At 72.5% G+C, this 22,643-nt stretch carries 19 protein-coding genes; 7 read left to right on the top strand and 12 right to left on the bottom strand.

Annotation, left to right across the window (positions count from 1 at the left end):
• Positions 1–36 precede the first annotated feature (36 nt).
• From AB0G52_RS07415 to AB0G52_RS07405, 3 genes are all read left to right on the top strand, one after another.
• A complete protein-coding gene (locus AB0G52_RS07415) occupies positions 37–2,775 on the top strand; it encodes a lysylphosphatidylglycerol synthase transmembrane domain-containing protein (RefSeq protein WP_132888734.1) in 2,739 nt (912 codons plus the stop codon).
• A gap of 91 nt (positions 2,776–2,866) precedes the next feature.
• Complete coding sequence (locus tag AB0G52_RS07410; RefSeq protein WP_132888733.1) at positions 2,867–4,411, top strand: alpha/beta hydrolase; 1,545 nt, start codon at positions 2,867–2,869, stop codon at positions 4,409–4,411.
• Between the two features lie 160 nt (positions 4,412–4,571).
• A complete protein-coding gene (locus AB0G52_RS07405) occupies positions 4,572–6,110 on the top strand; it encodes an alpha/beta hydrolase (RefSeq protein ID WP_361334614.1) in 1,539 nt (512 codons plus the stop codon).
• 62 nt (positions 6,111–6,172) lie between these two features.
• Here the strand turns inward: AB0G52_RS07405 and moeZ are convergent, their stop codons facing one another.
• The 12 genes from moeZ to AB0G52_RS07345 all read right to left on the bottom strand — a co-directional run bounded on the left by moeZ (position 6,173) and on the right by AB0G52_RS07345 (position 20,529).
• Entirely contained in the window at positions 6,173–7,351 is a 1,179-nt protein-coding gene (gene moeZ, locus AB0G52_RS07400; protein ID WP_132888731.1) for an adenylyltransferase/sulfurtransferase MoeZ, read from the bottom strand.
• Between the two features lie 63 nt (positions 7,352–7,414).
• On the bottom strand, positions 7,415–8,164 hold the full coding sequence (locus tag AB0G52_RS07395; RefSeq protein WP_132888730.1) for a spherulation-specific family 4 protein: 750 nt from the start codon (positions 8,162–8,164) through the stop codon (positions 7,415–7,417).
• Positions 8,152–9,111, bottom strand: coding sequence for an NAD-dependent epimerase/dehydratase family protein (locus AB0G52_RS07390; RefSeq protein WP_132888729.1), 960 nt, complete (start codon positions 9,109–9,111; stop codon positions 8,152–8,154). The genes AB0G52_RS07395 and AB0G52_RS07390 overlap by 13 nt, the downstream gene beginning before the upstream one ends.
• 169 nt (positions 9,112–9,280) lie before the next feature.
• Positions 9,281–10,609, bottom strand: a complete 1,329-nt coding sequence (locus AB0G52_RS07385) for a hypothetical protein (RefSeq protein ID WP_361334610.1) — start codon at positions 10,607–10,609, stop codon at positions 9,281–9,283.
• Complete coding sequence (locus AB0G52_RS07380) at positions 10,606–12,375, bottom strand: DUF3492 domain-containing protein (protein WP_361334607.1); 1,770 nt, start codon at positions 12,373–12,375, stop codon at positions 10,606–10,608. Before AB0G52_RS07380 ends, AB0G52_RS07385 begins: the two co-directional genes overlap by 4 nt.
• A gap of 228 nt (positions 12,376–12,603) precedes the next feature.
• Entirely contained in the window at positions 12,604–14,196 is a 1,593-nt protein-coding gene (locus AB0G52_RS07375) for an ABC transporter ATP-binding protein (protein WP_361334604.1), read from the bottom strand.
• Positions 14,193–15,191, bottom strand: coding sequence for an ABC transporter permease (locus AB0G52_RS07370; protein WP_132888726.1), 999 nt, complete (start codon positions 15,189–15,191; stop codon positions 14,193–14,195). The genes AB0G52_RS07375 and AB0G52_RS07370 overlap by 4 nt, the downstream gene beginning before the upstream one ends.
• A complete protein-coding gene (locus AB0G52_RS07365) occupies positions 15,188–16,234 on the bottom strand; it encodes an ABC transporter permease (protein ID WP_361334601.1) in 1,047 nt (348 codons plus the stop codon). Before AB0G52_RS07365 ends, AB0G52_RS07370 begins: the two co-directional genes overlap by 4 nt.
• A 4-nt stretch (positions 16,235–16,238) precedes the next feature.
• Positions 16,239–17,957 carry an ABC transporter substrate-binding protein gene (locus tag AB0G52_RS07360; RefSeq protein WP_361334598.1) on the bottom strand — a complete coding sequence of 573 codons (1,719 nt, stop codon included), beginning with the start codon at positions 17,955–17,957 and terminating at the stop codon, positions 16,239–16,241.
• 166 nt (positions 17,958–18,123) lie between these two features.
• Positions 18,124–18,216, bottom strand: coding sequence for an Ms4533A family Cys-rich leader peptide (locus tag AB0G52_RS07355; protein ID WP_338059060.1), 93 nt, complete (start codon positions 18,214–18,216; stop codon positions 18,124–18,126).
• Between the two features lie 56 nt (positions 18,217–18,272).
• Entirely contained in the window at positions 18,273–19,421 is a 1,149-nt protein-coding gene (locus AB0G52_RS07350) for a DUF3152 domain-containing protein (protein ID WP_361335112.1), read from the bottom strand.
• A gap of 115 nt (positions 19,422–19,536) precedes the next feature.
• The gene (locus AB0G52_RS07345; RefSeq protein WP_361334595.1) at positions 19,537–20,529 is read right to left on the bottom strand and encodes an alpha/beta hydrolase; all 993 of its coding nucleotides are present in this window, start codon (positions 20,527–20,529) and stop codon (positions 19,537–19,539) included.
• A 220-nt stretch (positions 20,530–20,749) separates the two neighbouring features.
• Here AB0G52_RS07345 and AB0G52_RS07340 point away from each other — a divergent pair, with 220 nt between their 5' ends.
• From AB0G52_RS07340 to AB0G52_RS07325, 4 genes are all read left to right on the top strand, one after another.
• Positions 20,750–20,974, top strand: coding sequence for a hypothetical protein (locus tag AB0G52_RS07340; RefSeq protein WP_132888722.1), 225 nt, complete (start codon positions 20,750–20,752; stop codon positions 20,972–20,974).
• A 179-nt stretch (positions 20,975–21,153) separates the two neighbouring features.
• Positions 21,154–21,798: a TetR/AcrR family transcriptional regulator gene (locus tag AB0G52_RS07335; RefSeq protein WP_132888721.1), complete on the top strand. Its 645-nt coding sequence runs from the start codon at positions 21,154–21,156 to the stop codon at positions 21,796–21,798.
• Positions 21,799–21,960: 162 nt separating this feature from the next.
• On the top strand, positions 21,961–22,188 hold the full coding sequence (locus AB0G52_RS07330) for a DUF3107 domain-containing protein (protein WP_207921709.1): 228 nt from the start codon (positions 21,961–21,963) through the stop codon (positions 22,186–22,188).
• Positions 22,189–22,362: 174 nt separating this feature from the next.
• Positions 22,363–22,635, top strand: coding sequence for a hypothetical protein (locus AB0G52_RS07325; protein WP_361334590.1), 273 nt, complete (start codon positions 22,363–22,365; stop codon positions 22,633–22,635).
• The last annotated feature ends 8 nt before the right edge of the window (positions 22,636–22,643 follow it).

Raw genomic sequence — 22,643 nt, 5'->3', positions numbered from 1 at the left:
CGGTGGGGCATGCCACCATCGTGCGGGCGGTGACTGGTGATACGAGATCAAGAAGAGACGACCAAGCAGCAGGGCGTGCACCCCGACGGCGCGGCGGGCACCCCTGACGCCGGCGTGCGCCCGGACGCCGGGGAACCCGCCCCCGCACGCCCGGAGACGGTCGCCGACACCGACGCCGACGAGGCGGAACACGTGCCCGACGAGACACACGCCGACGAGGTGGAGGGCGACGAACCGCTGCTCCCCGCGCGCGTGCACCGCCCCTCCGACCTCATGCGTCTCATGGTCGGGGTGCTGGCCGTCGTCGTGCTGCTCGGCATCGCCGCCTTCGCGCACGGCACCACCTCCGGGCTCGAACAGGACATCAACAAGGGCACCGGCCAGGCTCCGGACCTGCTGATCAGGTTCGCGGGGCTGGCCTCCAGCATCGCGATCCTCCTGGTGCCGGTCGCGTTCGCGATCGAGCGGCTGATCAAGCGGGACGGGCTGCGGATCGCCGACGGCGTGCTCGCGGCGGTCCTCGCCCACGGAGTGACACTCGCCACGGACCTGTGGGTCGCCCGGGCCGCCCCGGGCTCGATCCAGGAGGCGCTCACCCAGCCCTCCCCCGGTGACGTCCACGCGCTGACCGATCCGGTGCACGGCTACCTCGCGCCCGTCATCGCCTACATGACGGCCGTCGGCATGTCCCGGCGGCCGAGATGGCGCTCGGTCCTGTGGATCGTGCTGCTGCTCGACGCTTTCTCCATGCTGGTCACCGGCTACACCACACCGTTCTCGATCATCCTCACGGTCCTGATCGGCTGGACCGTCGCCTACGGCACGCTGTACGCGGTCGGCTCGCCCAACGTCCGCCCCACCGGACGGACCCTGCTGGCGGGCCTGCGGCACGTCGGCTTCCACCCGGTCGGCGCGGCCCGCGAGGAGGTCCTGGAGTCCGAGAACGGCGACCGGGGCAGGCGCTACTTCGTCACCCTGGAGGACGGCCCGCCGCTGGACGTCACGGTCGTCGACCGGGAACAGCAGGCCCAGGGCTTCTTCTACCGCGCGTGGCGCAACATCACGCTGCGCGGCTTCGCCACCCGCTCCAGCCTGCAGTCGCTGCGCCAGGCCCTGGAACAGGAGGCCCTGCTGGCGTACGCGGCGATCGCGGCCGGCGCCAACGCCCCCAAGCTGATCGCCACCTCGGAGCTCGGCCCGGACGCCGTGATGCTGGTCTACGAGCACACCGGCGGCCGTACCCTCGACTCGCTGGCCGACGAGGAGATCACCGACGAGCTGCTGCGCCACACCTGGCATCAGGTGCAGGCCCTGCAGTCGCGCCGGATCGCGCACCGCAGGCTCGCGGGTGACGCCATCCTGGTGGATCGTTCCGGCAAGGTGATCCTCACCGACCTGCGCGGCGGCGAGATCGCGGCCGGTGACCTGTTGCTGCGCATGGACGTCGCCCAGCTGGTCACCACGCTCGGCCTGCGGGTCGGCGCCGAGCGGGCGGTGGCCTCGGCGGTCGGCGTCCTCGGGCCGGACGCCGTGGCCGACTGTCTGCCGATGCTCCAGCCGATCGCGCTCACCCGCTCCACGCGCGCGACGCTGCGCCGACTGGCCAGGGAGCGCGCCCAGCGGGAGCGCGACGCGGTCCTGGAGGCGTCCCGGCAGGCCAAGCAGGCCCGCGCGGACGAGGCCGAAAAGCCCGACAAGAAGACGGTGCGCGCCGAGCAGCGGGCCGAGAAGCGGGCGCTGGACGACGCGCTGGAGGAGGCCCGCGAGGAGGACCTGCTCACCCAGATCCGGTACGAGGTGCTGCGGATCAGGCCGCAGGCACCGGTCGAGCCCGCCCGCCTGGAGCGGGTGCGGCCGCGCACCCTGATCAGCTTCATGGCCGGTGCGATCGGCGCGTACTACCTGCTCACGCAGCTCACCCACATCGAGTTCAACACGCTGTTCGCGCAGGCCCAGTGGGGCTGGGTGATCGCCGCGGTGGCGTTCTCCGCGCTCAGCTACGTCGCCGCCGCCATGGCCCTGCTCGGGTTCGTGCCCGAACGGGTGCCGTTCGTACGGGCCGTGGCGGCGCAGGTCGCCGGTTCCTTCGTGAAGATCGTGGCGCCCGCCGCCGTCGGCGGCGTCGCCCTCAACACGCGCTTCCTGCAGCGGGCCGGCGTACGCCCCGGGGGCGCGGTGGCGAGCGTCGGTGCCTCCCAGCTGTTCGGGCTCGGCTGCCACATCCTGATGCTGCTGTCCTTCGGCTATCTGACCGGCACCGAGAAGACCCCCTCCCTGTCGCCGTCCCGCACCGTCATCGCGGGCCTGCTGACGGTCGCGGTCCTGGTCCTGGTGGTGACGTCGGTGCCCTTCATGCGGAAGTTCGTCGTCACGCGCGTACGGTCGCTGTTCGCGGGTGTCGTGCCGCGCATGCTGGACGTGCTCCAGCGGCCGCAGAAGCTCGTCACCGGCATCGGCGGCATGCTGCTGCTGACCGCCTGCTTCGTGATGTGCCTGGACGCCTCCATCCGCGCGTTCGGCGACCAGTCGACCTCACTGAGCATCGCCAGCGTCGCCGTGGTCTTCCTCGCCGGAAACGCGCTCGGCTCCGCGGCGCCCACCCCGGGCGGCGTCGGCGCGGTCGAGGCGACGCTGACCGTCGGCCTGATCGCCGTCGGCCTCCCCAAGGAGGTCGCGGCCCCCGCCGTCCTGCTGTTCCGGCTGCTGACCCTGTGGCTGCCGGTCCTGCCGGGGTGGCTGGCCTTCAACCAGCTCACGCGCAAGGGCGCGCTCTAGGAGCCGCCCCGTACGGTCCGCACCCCGCGCGTCGTACCTCGTACGGCTCGCGCCCCGCGCGCGTGGTCGGGCGCGACCCCAGGATGGAGGTATGCCGAAGCCCATCCGGATCCGTCTCGCCGCCCTGACCACCGTCCTGGTGCTGGCCTTCGCACCGACCGGGTGCAGCGGCAGCGGATCCGGGGACGGGGACCTGACGGCACAGAAACTGGACTGGAAGGCGTGCCCGGCCCCCGACGAGGCCGAGGGCGGCGGCGGCGCGCCGTCTCCGCTGCCGGGCGGCGCCACCTGGCAGTGCGCCACCATGAAGGCGCCGCTGGACTGGTCGAAGCCGAAGGGCGGCACCATCGGGCTCGCGCTGATCCGGGCCAGGGCCAGCGGCGACCCGAGCAGCCGGATCGGCTCCCTGATCTTCAACTTCGGCGGGCCGGGCGGCAGCGGTGTGACCACCCTGCCGGCGTTCGGCGAGGACTACGCGGCCCTGCGCACCCGCTACGACCTCGTCAGCTTCGACCCACGCGGGGTCGGCCGCAGCGACCCCGTCGAGTGCGAGAACGACGCCCAGCTCGACGACTACTTCCAGCAGGACGCGACGCCCGACACCAGCGCCGAACGCGCCCAACTGATCAAACGTACCCAGCAGTTCAACGCCGCCTGCGAGAAGAACTCCGCAACCATCCTGCCGCACGTGAGCACCACCGACGCCGCCCGTGACATGGACCTCATGCGCCAGGTCCTGGGTGACCGGCAGCTGCACTACTTCGGCATCTCGTACGGCACCGAACTCGGCGGTGTCTACGCCCACCTGTTCCCGAAGAACGTCGGCCGCGCCGTCCTGGACGCCGTCGTCGACCCCACCCAGAACCCGGAACAGAGCTCGCTCGGGCAGGCCAAGGGCTTCCAGCTCGCGCTCGACAACTTCGCCGAGGACTGCACCTCGAAGAAGACCCCGTGCCCGATCGGCGACACCCCGCAGGACGTGAAGAACCGTATCGCCAGACTCCTCGCCGACCTCGACCGCAAACCGATCCCCGGCATCCTCCCCCGCATGCTGACCCAGACCGCCGCCACCAACGGCATCGCCCAGTCCCTGTACTCGAAGGACTTCTGGGAGTACCTCACCGAAGGCCTGGAGGACGCCTACGACGGTGACGGCAAGGTCCTGATGCTGCTGTCCGACTCGATGAACGGCCGGAGCGAGAACGGCGAGTACAGCAACATCACGGCGGCCAACATCGCCATCAACTGCGCCGACGAGAAGCCCCGGTACACCGCCGACTACGTCCAGCAGAAGCTGCCCGAGTTCCGTGCCGCCTCCCCGCTGTTCGGCGACTACCTCGCCTGGGGCATGGTCAGCTGCACCGACTGGGCGGTGCCGGGCGCCGCCGACCACCCCGACGTGAGCGCGCCCGGATCGGCGCCGATCCTGGTCGTGGGCAACACCGGGGATCCGGCCACGCCGTACGAGGGTGCGAAGAAGATGGTCGAGGCGCTCGGCAAGGGGGTCGGGGTCGAGCTGACGTACAAGGGGCAGGGGCACGGGGCCTACGACAGCAAGAACCGGTGCGTGCAGTCGGCGGTGAACGGCTATCTGCTGGAGGGGACGGTGCCGAAGGCAGGGGCCGTGTGTGCGTGAGGCGGTCGCTGCGCCGTCGCGGCTGAGCGTGCCCAGGCAGCGAAACAGCTGGTCAGAGGGTTATCCACAGGCGAATTCGGACGTCGTGCGTTCCGCCTACCATGGCCTGACCGCCTTCCGCGACGAACCTGCGGAGGGCCTGTGTGGGGGGTGTGAGCACATGTCGCGATCTGTACGGTGGGCGGCCGTCGTGGCCGCCGGGCTGATGCTGACCGGGTGCGGCGGTGGATCGCCCGGCGGGGACGGGGACCAAGGCAATGCGCGGCCCGGGCAGCCGGCGTCCGCCTCCGCCGCCCTGCCCGCCTCCCTCACCTCCCAGAAGCTCGACTGGTCCCGCTGCGCGGGCACGTCGGACTCCGCGGCACCGGGGGACGAGTGGCGGTGTGCGACGCTCCGGGCGCCGCTGGACTGGGCGAAGCCGGGCGGGCGGACCATCGGGCTGGCGCTGATCCGGTCGAAGGCGAGCGGAAAGCCGGACAAGCGGATCGGTTCCCTGCTGTTCAACTTCGGCGGACCGGGCGCCTCCGGCGTCTCGACGATGCCGTACTTCGCCTCCACCGTCTCGGCGCTGCGGGAGCGGTACGACCTGGTGAGCTGGGATCCGCGCGGGGTGGGCGCCAGCGAGGGCATCCGGTGCCGCGACGACAAGGCCGTCCAGTCCGCCGAATCGGTCGACGCGACGCCGGACACCGCCGCCGAGGAGAAGGCGTACTTCCAGGACGCCGTCGACTTCGGCAAGGGCTGCCGGAAGGCCGCCGGCAAGCTGATCGCGCACGTCTCGACCACCGACACCGCCCGCGACATGGACCTGATGCGCCAGGTGCTCGGCGACACGAAGCTGCACTACTTCGGCATCTCGTACGGCACCGAACTCGGCGGTGTCTACGCCCACCTGTTCCCCCGGCAGGTGGGGCGCCTGGTCCTGGACGCGGTGGTCGACCCGACCGCGGACTCGGTCGGGCACGCGAAGAACCAGACGCGCGGCTTCCAGCGGGCCCTGGACGACTATCTGACATCGACCGGCCCGGACCCGAAGCAGGGTTCGCAGAAGATCGTGGACCTGTTGAAGGCGCTCGACGCGAAGCCGCTGCCGACGTCCTCCGGGCGGAAGCTGACGCAGACCCTCGCGGTGACCGGCATCGTCCTGCCGCTGTACAGCAAGGACAGCTGGCCGACCCTGACCAGCGCGCTCAGGGCGGCCGAGGAGGGGGACGGTGGGCAGTTGCTGGCACTCGCCGACCAGTACGACGACCGTGACTCCGCGGGGCACTACGGCGCGACCACCCAGGCGCAACGGGTCATATCGTGCCTCGACGACAGGCAGCGGCCGACGCTCGCCGAGACGAGGAAACTGCTGCCCGAGTTCGAGAAGATCTCTCCGGTCTTCGGGGACTACCTGGGCTGGGACACGGCCGGCTGGTGCCACGACTGGCCGGTGGCCGGGCAGTACGACACCCCGGAGGTGAGCGCACCGGGCGCGGCCCCGATCCTGCTGGTCGGCAACACCGGGGACCCGGCGACCCCGTACGAGGGCGCCCGGCGGATGGCCGACGAACTGGGCAGGGGCGTCGGTGTCGAGCTGACCTGGAAGGGCGAGGGCCATGGCGCCTACGGCAGTGGCAGCGACTGCGTGGACGCGACCGTGAACGCCTATCTCGTGGACGGCACGGTCCCCAAGGACGGCACGGTCTGCTCATGACGAAGGCGGGGGCTCGGGGCACCTGCCGTGCCCCGAGCCCCCGCCCGTCGCGGAGTCCGTGCTCAGTAGACGGGCTTCGCCGGCTCGATCTGGTTGACCCAGCCGATCACGCCGCCGCCCACGTGGACGGCGTCGGAGAAGCCCGCGGACTTCAGGACCGCGAGGACCTCCGCACTGCGGACGCCCGTCTTGCAGTGCAGGACGATCTTCTTGTCCTGCGGCAGGCTCTCCAGGGCGGTGCCCATGAGGAACTCGTTCTTCGGGATCAGCTTGGCGCCCGGGATGGAGACGATCTCGTACTCGTTCGGCTCGCGGACGTCGATGATCTCGATGTTCTCGCCGTCGTCGATCCACTCCTTGAGCTGCTTGGGAGTGATCGTCGAGCCGGCGGCCGCCTGCTGGGCCTCCTCGGAGACGACGCCGCAGAAGGCCTCGTAGTCGATGAGCTCGGTGACGGTCGGGTTCTCGCCGCAGACCGCGCAGTCCGGGTCCTTGCGGACCTTGACCTGGCGGTACTGCATCTCCAGGGCGTCGTAGATCATCAGACGGCCGACGAGGGGCTCACCGGTGCCGGTGAGGACCTTGATGGCCTCGGTGACCTGGATGGAACCGATGGACGCGCACAGCACGCCCAGGACGCCGCCCTCGGCGCAGGAGGGGACCATGCCCGGGGGCGGGGGCTCCGGGTAGAGGCAGCGGTAGCAGGGGCCGTGCTCGGACCAGAAGACCGAGGCCTGGCCGTCGAAGCGGTAGATGGAGCCCCACACGTACGGCTTGTTCAGCAGCACGCAGGCGTCGTTGACCAGGTAGCGGGTCGCGAAGTTGTCCGTGCCGTCGACGATCAGGTCGTACTGGCTGAAGATCTCCATCACGTTCTCGGCCTCGAGCCGCTCTTCGTGAAGGATCACGTTCACGTACGGGTTGATACCGAGGACGGAGTCACGGGCGGACTCGGCCTTGGAACGACCGATGTCGGACTGGCTGTGGATGATCTGACGCTGCAGGTTCGACTCGTCGACCTCGTCGAACTCCACGATGCCGAGGGTGCCGACGCCCGCGGCGGCCAGGTACATCAGCGCCGGCGAGCCCAGGCCGCCGGCGCCCACACAGAGCACCTTGGCGTTCTTCAGCCGCTTCTGCCCGTCCATCCCGACGTCCGGGATGATCAGGTGGCGGGAGTACCTGCGGACCTCGTCTACGGTGAGCTCAGAGGCTGGCTCAACCAGGGGTGGCAGCGACACGGGGGCTCCGTTGGTCGGTCAATCACTACGGTTGTTCTCCCTGTAACACTGCCACGGCCTTCTTCATTCCGAGACACCTGTTCCGATCCGCGAGACGATCTCGTCCCAGTAGCCGGGCATCGCCTCCCAGGGGTCCGCCCGCCCGCCGCGGTCGGTCCGGTCGGTGAGGTAGATCGTGGCGGCGCCCTGCCAGCGGGCGATGCGCAGCGCCTCGTCCAGGTGGCCGAGGGGGACACCGTGGACGAAGTGGCAGAAGCGGTCGGGCGGGTAGTCCGCGGTCCACTCGGCCACCTGCGACCAGCGGTAGTCGCGCCAGGGACCGGCGAAGGTCACGAGCTGGTCGGCGTTCTCCGCGTAGCCCGGGTGGGGGTGGGTGCCGTGGCCGAGGACGACGTGGGGGCCGTCGCCGACGTCGCGGAGCGCGGCGACGGTGCGGCGGACCTCGGGGAGCGCGGCGCGCTCGGTGGGGCAGCGGTCGAGCAGGAAGCCGTCGACGCGGTACCAGTCGCGAAAGCGGTGGGCCTCGGTGATCAGGTCGCCGCGAGGGCGGGCGCCGTAGGTGGCGTCCAGGTGGCCGAGGACGCGGACGCCCGCGTTGTGGAGCCGGCCGGTCGCTTCCAGGCAGTGCGGGTCGGGACGGCTGCCGGGGCCGTTCGCCACGTCGAGGACGACCCAGTGCAGGGGCGTGCCGGGGCGGGTGAGTTCGGCCCACTGGGTGGGCGCGAGGAGGGGGTGGGCGTAACCGGGGACGCCGACCGCGGTGCGGACGCCGGTGGTCGCGGCGTCCGCCCGTGTGCTGGTCAGATGCGGCATGCCGCCTCCATCCAGATGTCCGCGAGGGATTCCTCCAGGTTGATGCGGGGCCGCCAGCCGAGCCGGTCGCGGGCGCAGCGCACGTCTGCCTGCTGCCAGCTGCCGCAGCCGTCCGGGTACGGGTACGCGACCGGGGCGGCGTTGTCGGGGTCCATGCGGGGGTGCCCGATGGCGCCGCGCAGCGGGCCGGGGGGACCGTCGAGTTCGTGCAGGGCGCCGCCGTATCCGGCGACCCGGGCGAGGACACCGGCGGCGTCGCGGAGCCGGACGGCGCGGCCGGAGCCGATGTTGATGACGCCCTGGGCGGCGGAGAGCGAGGCCGCGTGGACGGCGCGGGCGACGTCACGGACGTCGACGAAGTCGCGCTGGGCGCCGAGGCCGCCGAGTTTGAGTTCGCCGTCGCCGGACTGCATGGCGCGGCGCATCGCCTCCGCGAGCCTGCCGAGCGGGGAGCCGGCCGGGGTGCCGGGTCCGGCGGGCGAGAAGACGCGCAGGACGACCGCGTCGAGTCCGGAGCCGAGGACCAGTTCGGTCGCGGCGAGTTTGCTGACGCCGTACGGGCCACCGGGGCGGGGCACGGCGTCCTCGGCCGTGGAGGAGCCGGGCTGGCTCGGGCCGTACTCGGCGCTGCACCCGACCTGCACCAGGCGGGCGCCGCAGCCGCTGCGGCGCAGGGCCTCGCAGACGGTGGCGACGGCGACGGTGTTGTGCCGGGTGAGTTCCCGGGCGCCGCCGCGGGTGGCGCCCGCGCAGTTCACGATGACGCCCGGGTGGACGGCGTCGAGGAAGCGGGTGAGGGCGCCGGGGCTGCCGGTGGCGAGGTCGAACCGGACGTCGGCGTCGTCGCCGCGGCCCAGCGCGGTGAGCTGGACGGCCGGGTCGGCGAGCAGCCGGTCGGCGACGAAGCGGCCGAGGTATCCGTTGGCTCCGATCAGCAGGACCCTCATCGTGCGGCTCCCGGGGTGTGCGCTCCGGCGACTCCGGTGGTTCCGGACGCTCCGGGTCCGGGTCGGGAGATGGTCATCTGGTGGTCTCCTTCTGGGGGTGCGGTTGCCTCGGGCGAGGCGCCGGGCGCCGGCCGCCGGGACGGCGCGGCGTGGCCCGGGAAGAGGTGGCTCACTCGGGGTCTCCCGTCGGCGCGTGGGCCGCGTGGGCCGAGGCCCGGGTGAGGGTGCGCGTGGCCGTGCACAGCAGCGCGAGGGCGGCGGCGCCGCAGCCGAGGGCCTGGACACCGCCCGGGCCCCAGGCGCCGGCCAGGGCGTCGACGGGCGCTGCCAGGACGGCGCAGCCGGGCAGCCTGCCGACGAGGGCCAGGGACACGGCCGCCGCTTCCGTGCCGACGGCGGCGGCGAGTGCGCGGCGGGCGTCCCGTGGGGCGTTGTGGACGGCCAGGAGGCGGGCGGCCAGCAGGAGGGCGCCGAGGGTGAGCGCCGCCGGATAGCCGGCGGATTCACCCAGGGTGGTGCCGCACAGTGCGAGCAGGGCGGTGAGGGCGCCGAGGAAGAGGGCGAACGTGCCGAGCAGCAAGGGCCGCGCGGCCGCCGTGAACTCGTCCAGGCCACGGCTGCCGGTGAGGCGGCGGCGGGCGCCGGTGGTGAAGAGGTGGGTGCTCCAGGCCGCCGGGGCGGTGGCCAGGGCGAGCGCGAGGACGGGGGCGGCGGTGACCGGCCAGGGGCCGTGGGCGGCGCCGGTCGGCGGGCCGTCGGGGCCGCCGTCCAGGACGGCGCGCAGCAGGCCGTCGCCGAGCAGGGCGTAGCCGAGGAGCCAGCACGTCCACGCGCGCGTGCCGGCCGCGGCGCCCCGGGCGGGCGTGCGGGACGGCACCGCCAGCGGGCCGCGCCGCAGGGCCAGGTGGACGGCCAGGGCGACGGCGAGGACACCGGCGGCTGCCACCAGGAGACGCGGGCGGCCCTCGGTGAGCCGTGCCACGGTGACGGCCGCGGCGCCGATGGTGCCCGGGAGGAGCGTGAGCAGCGCCCAGTCGGCGCGTACGCGGGGCGCGGGCGCCGGTTCGGGGGGCGGGCGGTGGCCTTCGCCGCGGGGCACGCGCGCGTAGAGCTCCTCGGCGAGCGAGAAGACGTCACGGTGCCGGAAGCGGGCGGCGGTCCGGTCGGTGACCCCGTGCGCTTCGAGACCGGCGGCGATCTCCAGCGGGTCGACGGCCCGCTCGCACAGGGCGCGGTGCCGGTGCAGCAGCGCCTTCACGGGGTCGGCGGCGCCCCGCCGCGGGGTGGCGCCGCGGCCGCCCGCGGTGTCCCGGGCGGCGGCACCTGCGGCCGGTTCCGGCAGTCCGCTCCCGGGCAGGGCGGCGGCACCCGGGACGTCGGCGGCACCCAGGAGCCACTCCCCCGACCGTGCGTCCCACGCGTCGGCCCGGCTCGGCCGTCCCGGCCGGTCCAGTTCGCCCAGGCCGCCGCTCGGTGCGCCGCCCTCGCCGCCGTTCACAGCGCCCCCTCGGTCGCCGCCGGCCCAGGGGCCGGTACCGGGGCGGGCCACGGTGTGGTGCCCGGTGCCCGGCCGGGGCCGCCCCGGTGGACGGCACGGGCCGTGGGGCGGGTCCAGCGGCCCGGCACATGGGCTTCGGCCGGGACGGCGAACGGCAGCGGCTTTCCCGCTTCGTCGAGGACGACCCGGCGGACCGGGCAGTGCGAGACGATCTCCAGGTAGAGGGTGTGGAACGCCGCGATGTTCTGCTCGACGGTGAACAGTTCGAGTGCCCGAGCGCGCGCGGCGGCTCCGAGGCGCTCACGGCGCTCGGGGTCGCGCAGAAGCGCCACGCACGCCTCCGCGAGCGCCCGCGGATTGCGCGGTGGTACGACGAGACCGGTGCCGCCGATGACCTCGACCACGGCGCCCACGTCGGTGGACACGGTCGGGCGGCCGCAGAGCATCGCCTCGACGAGCCCGGCCGGGAAGCCCTCGACCACGCTGGAGAGAACGACGACCGCGCCGGACGCGTAGGCGTCGGCGAGGGTGGGCGCGTCGGGGCCGCCGATCTCCTCGAAGGAGACCGGGTTGTCGCCGACGGCGTGCACGCCCTCGGCCTCGTCGGGGAACAGCTGGGCGGCGAGCGCCCTGCAGTGGCCGAGGTAGGCCGCGCCTTCCGACCCCACGGGGGCGCCCAGCACCCGCAGTCGCGCCCTGGGTTCCTCCCTGCGGACCTCCGCGAAGGCGTGCAGCAGCGACACCAGGTCCTTGGACGGTTCGACACCGCCGACCCAGACGAGCGTGCCCGGGTCGGCGCGGTCGGGGGCCTCGCCGACCTCGGTGAAGCGGGAGGCCTCCATGCCGGGATGGACGGTACGGATCCGGGACCGGTCGGCGCCGCAGCGCTCCTGCCAGCGGCGGGCGTGCGCATTGCCGGGGGTGATGATCGCCGCGCGGCCGTAGACCTCGGCGGCGAACCGGCCGTGGAAGGCGGCGAGCAGGGTGCGCACGGCCGGGGTGACGGTGTCCGGGCCGGCGGCCAGGTAGTGCGCGCGCAGGTGCACGCCGTACTCGGTGACCAGCAGCGGGACACCCGAGAAGTGCCCGGCGAGCAGGCCGGGCAGGGCGGCGGGACCGGCGGCGGTGGCATGGCAGAGGTCGGCCGCGCCCAGGGCGTCGTCGCCGTACCAGTCGAGGGAGAGGGGGCGCAGGGCGCGTTCGAGGTGGGCGGCGACGGTCAGCAGGTCGGGCACCCGCGCCTCGCGCGCGAGGCTGTGCGCGCCGGGGGTACGGCAGGCGCGCTCCAGCGCGCGTACGGCGGTGTCGGAGCGGAGGGCGCCGGGCAGTCCGCCTTCGTCGCGGGCGAGTTCGGCGAGCCCGTAGAGCGCGCTGCCGAAACGGTCCGCCAGATGACCGGGCGCGGCGCCTGGGTCGTCCGCACGTCCGGCGCCGCGCAGGGCCGCCGGGGGATCCGCGCCCTGCACGCCGGCGGGACCGGCGCTCAGTACCTCCGCGAGTTGCCCGTAGCTCTCGGCGAAGCGCCGGCGTGCGCGTCTGCCGTACGCCTTGCCGTCCTGCTCGGCGGTCCACAGGGGGGCCGTACGCACCCGGCTGACGTGCGGTGGCAGCTCAAGGCGGCCCTCGTCCTCCTGGCGGCGGCTGCGACGGAGGGCGTAGACGTCGAACTCGTGCTGCCCGAGCCCGCGCACGAGCCGGTCGCACCAGAGTCCGGCGTCACCGCCCACATACGGGTAACCACCCTCCGTAACCAGTCCGATGCGCACGCGTGCACCCCCGATCGATCTCCCGTGTGGGGAGCCGCCGACGCGTCGACGGCTCGCAGCGGGACGAACGTATGCGGACAAGGCGGTGGCGCGACGGACGGTTGTCCATCGCGCCACCAAAAGGGGTGAACGGTCGTAACTTTCGCGCGCGGACCGCGTTCTGTCGCGCTAAGAGATGGTGCGACAGCCCGGCGTCACCTCACCGTGCCCTGGGGAGCAGCGGAAACGTCACGCCGACGCCAGTTCCCGGCGGGCGGCCCGGCGCCGGGCCGCGGCCTCGGGGTCGAGGGCGGGTACGGCGGCGAGGAGTTGCCGGGTGTACGGGTCCTTGGGGCTGTCGTACACCTCGTCGGCGGGCCCGGTCTCCACGATCCGGCCGCGGCGCATGACCGCGACCCGGTCGCTGACCTGGCGGACGACGGCGAGGTCGTGGGCGACGAAGACGAGCGCCAGCCCGAGCTCGCGCTGGAGTTCGCCGAGCAGGGCGACGACCTGGGCCTGGGTGGTGACGTCCAGCGCGGAGACCGGCTCGTCGCAGACGATGACGCGCGGGTCGGCCGCGAGCGCCCGCGCGATGCCCACGCGCTGGCGCTGGCCACCGCTGAACTCGTGCGGGTAACGGTCGTAGTGCGCGCCTTCTAGCCCCACGCGCTCCAGCAGTTCGACCACCCGATCCCGGATGCGCCCCTCGTCCCGGTCGCCGCGGGCGCGGAGCGGGTCGGCTATCGACTCGCCCACGCTGCGGCGCGGATTGAGCGAGGAGACCGGGTCCTGGAAGACCATCTGGAGCGCCGGGTCGACGCCCACGCGCGCGTGCCCGTCGTAGCGGACCTCGCCCGCCGTCGGCTCCAGCAGTCCGACCAGCATCCGGCCGAGCGTCGTCTTGCCGCTGCCGCTCTCGCCGACGACGCCGAGGGTCTCGCCGCGGCGGACGGTCAGCGACACGTCGTCCACGGCCGTGAACGCCCGCTTGCCGCGCCCGAACTCCCGCCGCAGGCCCGTCGCCTCCAGGACCACCTCGCCGGGCGCCTCGGAGGGCGTACGCGCCGCGTCCACCCGTGGGACGGCGGAGAGCAGTTCACGCGTGTACGGCTGGGTGGGGGCCCCGAGCACACCGGTGACCGGTCCCTGTTCGACCACCCGGCCGTGCCGCATGACGAGCACCTGGTCGACGCTCTCGGCGGCGACGCCCACGTCGTGCGTGACGAGCAGCAGGCCCATGCCGGTCTCCTCGCGCAACGTGTGCAGCAGGTCGAGGATCTGGGCCTGGACGGTCACGTCGAGAGCCGTGGTCGGCTCGTCGGCGATCAGCAGGTCGGGTTCGCAGGCGAGCGCCATGGCGATCAGCGCGCGCTGGCGCATGCCGCCGCTGAACTCGTGCGGGCGGGACCTGGACCGGCGCGGGGCGTCCGGGATGCCGACCCGGTCGAGGACCTCCACGGCACGCGCGCGTGCGGCTCGCCGTGACACGCGCGCGTGCACGCGGTACACCTCGGCGATCTGGTCGCCTGTCGCGTAGTACGGGTCCAGGGAGGACAGCGGGTCCTGGAAGACCATCGCCGCCTTCGCGCCGCGCAGCCGCCGCAGTTCGGCGTCGGAGGCGGCCTGTACGTCGACGCCGGCGACCTCGATCGAGCCGCCGACCCGCGCGCCCGTGCCGTGGTGCAGGCCGAGCAGGGCCGAGGCGACCGTGGACTTGCCGGAGCCGGACTCGCCGACCAGCGCGAGGGCGGCGCCCGGCGCCAGGGTGAACGAGAGCCCGTCCACGGCCCGCAGGTCCCCGAACTCCACGGTCAGATCAGTGACTCGGACCAGACTCACGTCAGTACCACCCGTCGGTCGGCCAGCGCGTACAGCACGTCCGCGACGGCGTTGGCGAGGACCACGAAGAAGCCGATGACCAGAACCATGCCGACGACCACGGGCAGGTCGACCACGGTGACCGCGTGGACGAGTTCCTGGCCGATGCCGGGGAGACCGAAGAGGCTCTCGATGAGCACGGCTCCGCCGACCGCGCTGCCGACGTCGTTGGCGTTCAGGGCGATGATCGGCGCGAGCGCGCCGCGCAGCGCGTGGCGGCCGACGATCGCCCGCTCGCCGACGCCGTAGGCCCGGAAGGTGCGGATGTGGTCCTCGGCGAGGGTCTCCAGCATCGACGCCCGGGTCAGCCGGGCGAAGTAGGCCGCTTCGGCGACCGCGAGGGTCACCCAGGGCAGCAGCAGGTTCCAGGCCCACTGCTCGGGGTCGTCGGAGAAGGAGACGTACTCCGGGAACGGCAGCAGCTCCAGTTGCCCGCAGACCACGATCATCAGGACGAGGCCGATGACGAAGACCGGCGTGGAGATTCCGGCCAGGGTGAGGCCGGTGAGGGCGCGCTCGGTGAGCCGGCCGCGCCGCCAGACGGAGAGGATGCCGGTGCCGACGCCCAGCAGCAGCCAGAGCACCATCGCGCCGATCACCAGCGACAGGCTGACCGGCAGCTTGGTGAGGATGATCTGCATGACCTGCTGGTCGCTCTGGTAGGAGAGCCCGAGGCAGGGGGCCGCACAGTGCGCGACGGAGGTACCGGTGGAGTAGTCCTGGCCGGCGACGATGCCCTGGAGGAAGTGCCAGTAGCGCACGTACAGCGGGTCGTCGAGCCGGAGTTGCTGGGCGACCTGGTGCACCTGTTCCGGCGAGCAGCGGGGGCCGCAGGTGATCTGGGCGACGTTGCCGGGGGTGACGTAGAAGACGACGTAGACGATGACCGAGATGGCCAGCAGGGTGATGACCGCGCCCACGGTACGGCGCAGCGCGAATCCGGCGAAGCCCTTCATGACCGGCCCTCCTCGGCGGCGTCGGCGGCGTCCGGCTGCGGCGTGCGCGGCCCGGTCTTCGCCTTCGTCTCCTGCTTGCGGCCGGTTCCGACGCGCAGCCGGGAGGCCGAGCGCGGGTCGAGGGCGGTGCGGACGCCGTCGCCGAACACGGTGAGCGCGAGCACGGTGACGAAGAGGGCGCCCGCGGGCAGCAGCAGGTACTGCGGGGCCGCCTGGTACCAGACGTTGGCGGAGGTGAGCATCTGGCCCCAGGAAGGGGTCGGGGGCTTCACCCCGACGCCCAGGAAGGACAGCGCGGCCTCGATGGAGATGTTGGCCGGCACCATGAGGGCGGCGTACGTGATGACGGGCGCGGCGAGGCCGGGCAGCAGTTCCCGCCGGGCGATCCGCCAGGTGCTCCAGCCGCTGAGCCGTGCGGCGGCCACGTAGTCCAGGTTCTTCAGGGAGAGCGTCGCGGCGCGCGCGATCTTGCCGATGGTGCCCCAGGCGACGAAGCCGATGATGAGGGAGACCAGGACCGGCCTGGGGAAGCTGCTGGGCACGACGGCCAGCAGGGCCAGGGCCATGATGATCAGCGGCATGGCGACGATGATGTCGGTGATCCGGCTCAACAGTTGATCAACCCATCGGTTGCCGAGTCCGGCCGTGACACCGACGACGACACCGAGGAGGACCTGCACGGTGGTCGCCGCCAGGGCGACGCCGAGGGAGACCCGTGCGCCGTAGACGAGCCGCGCGAACAGGTCCCGGCCGGTCCCCGGTTCGACGCCGAGCCAGTGGTCGGCGCCGACGCCGCCGAGGGAGCCGATGGGCACGCCCCCGCGCGCGGAGTCCACCAGGGCGGGGTGGTAGGTGGTGGGGTCCTGGCCCTCCAGGCCGGTGAGCAGCGGCGCGGCGAGCGCGACCAGGACGAGCAGCGCGACGATCCCCGCCGCGACCATGGCGGCCCGCTGCGCGCGCAGCCGCCGCCAGAACCGACGGGCCCCCGAAGCCCCCGAGGCGAGCGCCTCGGGGGCCTGGGGGGCGACAAGTACCTCGCTCACGTCGCTACTTCACCGCGACCTGGGAGATGTCCAGGACACCGGTCCAGTCGCTGATCACGACGTTCCTGATGTCCTTGCCGACCAGCCGCTTGTAGACGGGGTGGAACAGCGGGACGGTCAGCGCCTGTGCGCCGATCTTCTTGTCGAGCGCGCCCCACCTCTGGGCAGCGGCGTCAAGATCGGTCAACTTGTTGATCGCGTCAATCTCGGCATTGACCGACGCGTCGTCGAGCAGACCGGAGTTGAAGTTCGCACCGTCCTTGACGATCTGCCGGCCGTCGAAGATCGGAGCGAGGAAGGGGCCGCCGGAGGGCCAGTCGGCACCCCAGGCGGAGAGGAAGAAGCCGGGCTCGGTCTTCACGCTGTGGACGGTGTCCGAGTAGTTGTTGTCCTCCAGGCCCTGGAGCTTGACGGTGATGCCGGCCTTCTTGAGGGCGTCCTGGACGGCGGTCGCGATCTCGGGGCTGGTCTTGAAGTTCTGGGCGTTGTCGTGGGTGAGCGTGACCGTGAGCCCGTTCGGGTAGCCCGCCTCCTTCAGCAGTTCCTTCGCCTTGGCCGCGTTGCCGGTGGCACCGGCCGGGAAGAGGTCGTACGGCGTGTAGCCGAAGGACTTCTGGTTCGGCAGGAAGGTGGTCGCGGGTTCGGCGAGCGCACTGCCGCCCGCGGCGTTGACCACAGAGGACCGGTCGACGGCGTAGGAGATCGCCTGGCGCACCTTGGCGTTGTCGAACGGCTTCACCGTCGGGTTGAACGCGATGTAGTTGGTGTAGCCGAAGTGGCCGGTGCCGACCCGCGCGGCCAGTTCCTTGTCGCCGGTCACCTTGGCGAGTTCGGCCGGACCGAGGTTGGTGTCCGTGGTGACGGCCGCCGCGTCCGCGCCCTGGGACGCCGACAGCCGCTGGTTGATCACGGAGGAGTCGAGCCCGGAGCGGACGTCGATCTTGTCCGGGTAGGCCTTGCGCTGGTCGTCGACGGAGGCCGACCAGTACGTGTTCCGTTCCAGCACCAGGTGCTCGCCGTCGTTGTCGTTCTCGACGACCTTGTACGGGCCTGAGGAGACCGGGTGCTCCTCGTACTTCGTGCCGGTGTCCTTGACCTTCGGGACGGGCGCGAACTGCGTCTGCGTGGCCAGGTAGGGGAACTCGCCCTCGGGCTTGTTCAGGTGGAAGACGATCGTGCGGCTGTCCGGCGTCTCGATCGCCGACAGCCCCTTCTTGTCCTTGTACGGCCCCTGGTAGTCGGCCGCGCCGACCAGCCAGTCCCGCAGGTAGGGCGCGCCGCCGGAGAGCTCGGGGGCGAAGGAGCGCTCGATGCCGTACTTGATGTCGGCGGACGTGATCGCGGTGCCGTCCTCGTACTTGAGGCCCGCCTTGAGGGTGTACGTCCACACGGTCGCGTCCTTGCTGGGACGGCCGGTGTCGGTGGCCAGGTCGGGGACGACCTTGGCGCCGGCGGCGCCGTTCGCGCGGTTGCGGGTGGTGAGCGTGCGGAAGACCAGGGAGGGCACGTTGCCGCCGCCGGAGGTGTACAGGCGGGCCGGGTCGAAGTCCGACTGCGGGTCGGAGTTCAGCACGGTCAGCGTGCCGCCCTTGTGCGGCGCGGAGTCGCCGGCTGAGCCCTTGGCATCGTTGTCCTTCGGCCCGCAGGCGGCGGCACCCGCTGCCACGACCAGGCTGACGGTTGCCACGGCCGCACGGCGCGCTCTGGCGGACGGTTGACGCATCGGAATGACGACCTCTCGGAAGGCGTGTCTCAATTGACGAGACAGATTGACGAGGAGTGAGACGAAAGCGGACAGACGTCTGCCCGGGCGTCAGGTCGTCGAAAGAGCCGTGACCCAGGTCACGGCGGCACAGGAGAATCGCGACACGAACGCCGGAGGGCGACGGTCAGCGACAGTGGATGTCGGCCACGCAGAGCGCGGTCACGCCGATGAGCGCCAGCTCGATGGCGGCGCGCGAAGAGGCGTGGGGGGACGACATGCCCAAAAATATGAAGGAACTTTTTGCGCATGTCAATGTGATGTATGCGCCACCTGTCAACTCCTGGGATAGGGCCAGGGGTTGGGCAGGCAGTGGATTCCGTCGTGGTCGAGGAACTTGGTCTGCTGCTGCATGACCGGCGCCGGCTCGCCGTCCTTGTCGCACGTCACGTGGCCGTAGCCGAGCCGGTGGCCCACCTCGTGGTTGATCAGCATCTGCCGGTAGGCGTGGATCTTGTCGCCGTACGTCCTGCTGCCCTGTGCCCACCGGTACGCGTTGATCATCACTCGCTGGGTGGACGCCGAGTCGCAGGACACGTTGTCCTCGGTCGTGTCGAGGCCCGACTTGGCACACCACGTGGCGGTGGTGCCGGGACTGGCCAACGTGATCACGAAGTCGGGCCTGCCGGAGGAGACGCGCTCGAAGGTGCGGGCGCCGTCGTGGGCCCAGCTGCGGTCGTCGTTGAGCGTCTTCTGCACGGCGTCCGCGAACAGTTTCCCGTCCAGGCCCAGCCCCTGCTCCACGTCGACGCGGTAGGTGTACTTCCGGCCCTTGCCGGGCGCTTTCGCGCCGCCGGGCACGGCGGTGAACTTCCCGGAGCCGGCCAGCTCGGCGCTGAGCGGGTACTTGGTGTCCATCGCCTGCGCGTACGACAGGACGACCGGGCTCGGCGCGGCGGACGCGGACGGCGCGGTCCGGTCGTCGCCGCGCGACGCGGCTCCGTCGACGGCCCGCGCGTCGGCGCCCGACCCGGCCCGCGCGGCGCGGTCCCGGCCGTCGGCCACCTGTCCGGCGACGATCACCGCGAGCACGGTGGTGACGGCGGCGGCCGCGATGCCGGTGAAGGTACGGCCCTTGCCGCCCCTGGACTGCGCGGGTCCCCCGGTGGGCGGCGCCTCGCCGTCGTCGCCGTACGGCTCGGCGGCGAGCGGCGAGCCATGCGGACCGGAGAACCGCGGATACGTTTCCGCACGCTGCGTGCCGATGCCGGAGCGGGGCGTGAAGACGTCGACGTCCCCGTCGAAGGCGTCGACATGGTCCTGCCGGGGCCCGCCGGAAAAACCCCGCCGCTGCCGCGGTATCGACACCCCGCCTGGCCGGCCCGCGCCCGCCTCCCGCGGCCGGGACTGCCCGTCACGGACCTGGGGAACACCGGCCGCCGGGGTACCGCGAGCCGCGCTGACGTCGACCGGGGCGCCGTCCATCGGGGTGCCGTCAGCCGGGATGCCGTCGGCGGAACGCACCGCGCCCACGCCTGCCGTGCCCGCGGCGTCGCCCCGGGGTGCCGGGCCGCGACGGCTGTGGCGTCCCACCCGTCCCTCAGCTCCCCGTGCCCGGAGCGGGGGTGCCGCCGCCGGACCTCTCGGCGTCCGCCAGCAGCTCCCGGAACGCCCCGGCCACCACCCCCGGGTACTCCATCATCGCCACGTGCCCGGCGTCCGGCATGGACAGCAGGCGGGAGTTGCGGAAGCTGCGCGCGGCCCGCTGGGCCATGCGGTAGCCGACGAGCTGGTCGCGGGCGCCGTAGATCAGCAGCGTGGGGGCGAGGACGCGCTCGGCCTGGCGCCACAGCCCGTGCTGGCCGCCCAGGGTGTACGCGTTGACGATCCCGCGCGCGGACCGCGCCATCGCGTCCCAGAAGTACGGCAGCCGCAGCCGCCGCTCCAGCTCCTCCACCGCGTACTCGAACGCCTCGGGCGTCACCCGGCCCGGATCGCCGTAACAGAGGGACAGGACGCCCCGCACGCGCTGCTCGGCGGTCCACCTGCCGGTCGTACGGGTGAGGAGCCCGGCGATGCCGGGCAGGCCGATCAGGATCGTCGGCACGGCGGTGCGCTGCACCCGCAGCTCGGGCAGCGCCGGCGAGACCAGGGTGAGCGTGCGGACGAGGTCGGGGCGGACGGCGGCGATCCGGGTCGAGACCGCGCCGCCGAGCGAGTTGCCGAAGAGGTGGACCGGGCCGCGGCCGGCCGCGTCGAGATAACGGATGACCGCGCGCGCGTGCCCGGTGACGGAGTAGTCGCCGTCGTCCGGCGGCGGAGAGTTGCCGAAGCCCGGGAGGTCGACCGCCTCGCCGTCCACGTCGCCTTCGAGCCGCTGCATCAGCTCCGACCAGTTCTGCGAGGAACCGCCGAGTCCGTGGACGTACAGCGCGGGCGGCAGGCCCTCGCGCGCGGGGGGCCGGGAACGGATCGACAGGGTCACGCCGGGCAGTCCCACCGACCGCAGCCGCTCGCCCTCGGCGACTCTGACGGCCTTTGCCTTCGGGAGCACGCTGGTAGGCGGTACGGACGGCAGCTCGGTCGACGACATGGGCCAATGTTACGAGACGATCACACAGTGGTTCGTGTGTTCGCCGTCACAGAGCCACCGGGCGTGCCGTACGGCGGCGCGGGTGCACGGCACCGGACACGCGCAGCGAACGGCCCCGGTGACATAGCGTCCGCATCCGGTGTCTCCTACGCTCGTAAACAGGGCACCCGTTTGTGGCCCCCTGCTCAGCCAGGGACGTTCGAAGGAAGGGAGCCCCACCATGGCCTATGACCCGACCGACCCCGACGCGCTCGAAGATCTGGAGGCGGAGGACACCCCCGAGATCGACGTCGAGGCCCCGGAGGGCGACGCAGCCGAGCAGCACACGGACCTCGCACCGTCCCACGACGATCCGCTCACCGCGGTGGACCCGGACCGCGCCAACGAGGCCGATCTGGTCGAGCAGACACGTGTGGTCTCGCACGACGAGGACGACTACCGCTGACGCACCCGGTCTCCGGCGGCCCCACCTGCTCTGTCCGTATTTCCCGGTGCATTTCCCGGTGCGGCTTTCGCCGCCGTCCGGTACGTGAAATTCTGCGCTCGCACCGCGCACATCACGGTTACCGAAAAGTACGATGGCCGGGCGGCGCGATCCGCAAGTGGACGACTTTGGGAGGCGGCGTGACAGCCATCGAGCAGACAGAGGCGGCACGCCCGCGGGGCACTCGCCTGCCGCGCCGTGCCCGACGGAACCAGCTGCTGGGCGCCGCCCAGGAGGTTTTCGTCGCGCAGGGGTACCACGCGGCCGCGATGGACGACATCGCCGAACGCGCCGGTGTCAGCAAGCCCGTTCTCTACCAGCACTTCCCGGGCAAGCTCGACCTGTACCTGGCGCTGCTGGACCAGCACTGCGACGCCCTGATCCAGGCGGTACGCGGCGCGCTGGCGTCGACCACCGACAACAAGCAGCGCGTCCGCGCCACCATGGACGCCTATTTCGCGTACGTCGAGGACGACGGCGGTGCCTTCCGGCTGGTCTTCGAGTCCGACCTGACCAACGAGCCCGCGGTGCGTGAGCGCGTCGACAAGGTGACGACCGAGTGCGCCGAGGCGATCTGCGACGTGATCGCCGAGGACACCGGCCTGTCGCGCGCGGAGTCGATGCTGCTGGCTTCCGGCCTCGGCGGTCTCGCCCAGGTGGTGGCGCGCTCCTGGCTGCACAGCGACCGCAGCGTCCCGCGCGACCAGGCGGTTCAGCTGCTGGCCTCGCTGGCCTGGCGGGGCATCGCCGGCTTCCCGCTGCACGGCATGGATTCCCACCACTGACGGGGTCGGCGCCCGCGGGCGGGCCGCTCGCGCCGCATTCCCGTTCGGTGTTCGCTCCTGGCGTGCACAGCCCGCAGCGTGTACGTCCCCTCACCGGGCTAATGTGTGCAGCGTACGGCGCGTAAGGTCGCGCACTTCACTGACCGTCGGAGGGACATAGCCGTGGAGGTCAAGATCGGCGTGCAGCACGCGCCTCGCGAGATCGTTCTGGAGAGCGGTCTGAACGCCGAAGAGGTCGAACGCCTCGTCGCCGACGCGCTGTCGGGCAAGTCGCAGGTGCTGTCCCTGGAGGACGAGCGCGGCCGCAAGGTCCTGGTCCCGACGGACCGCCTCGCGTACGTCGAGCTGGGTGAACCGACCGTGCGCAAGGTCGGATTCAGCGCGCTCTAGTCGCAGCACGACGCAGGGGCCCGGCGGACACCCGTCCGCCGGGCCCCTGCGTCGTGTTCGTCCTCCACATGCGGCCCACACGTCACCCACAGGGGAGGATTGCATTCCGCAGGTCACGGGTATGACGGGCTACGACCGCGAAGCACCGGCCGGCCGTGGGAGGGACCCCCCGTGATGTTCCTGGAAGTCCTTGGATCCGCCCTGCTCGGCCTGGCCCTGGCGTGGGCCGCGAACAGCCGCCTGTCCCACCGTCTTCCGGCCCGCCCGCTGGTGTTCTCCACGGGTGTCGCGGGGGCCCTGTTCGGGGACTTCGTCACCCACAGCGCGCTGGGCCCCGGCACGGCCTTCGTGAGCCTCGTGGGAGCGGCGGTCGTCTCGGCGGCGTCCCTCTCCCTGCTGCTGCGCCCCACGGGCCGCCGGCTGCGCCGACGATCGATCCCGGCGTAGCGCCCGAC

Origin of the sequence: Streptomyces sp. NPDC021562 (assembly GCF_040640875.1) — a bacterium.
In the GTDB taxonomy this organism is placed as follows: domain Bacteria; phylum Actinomycetota; class Actinomycetes; order Streptomycetales; family Streptomycetaceae; genus Streptomyces.
This window is presented reverse-complemented; position numbering and strand designations above follow the sequence as displayed.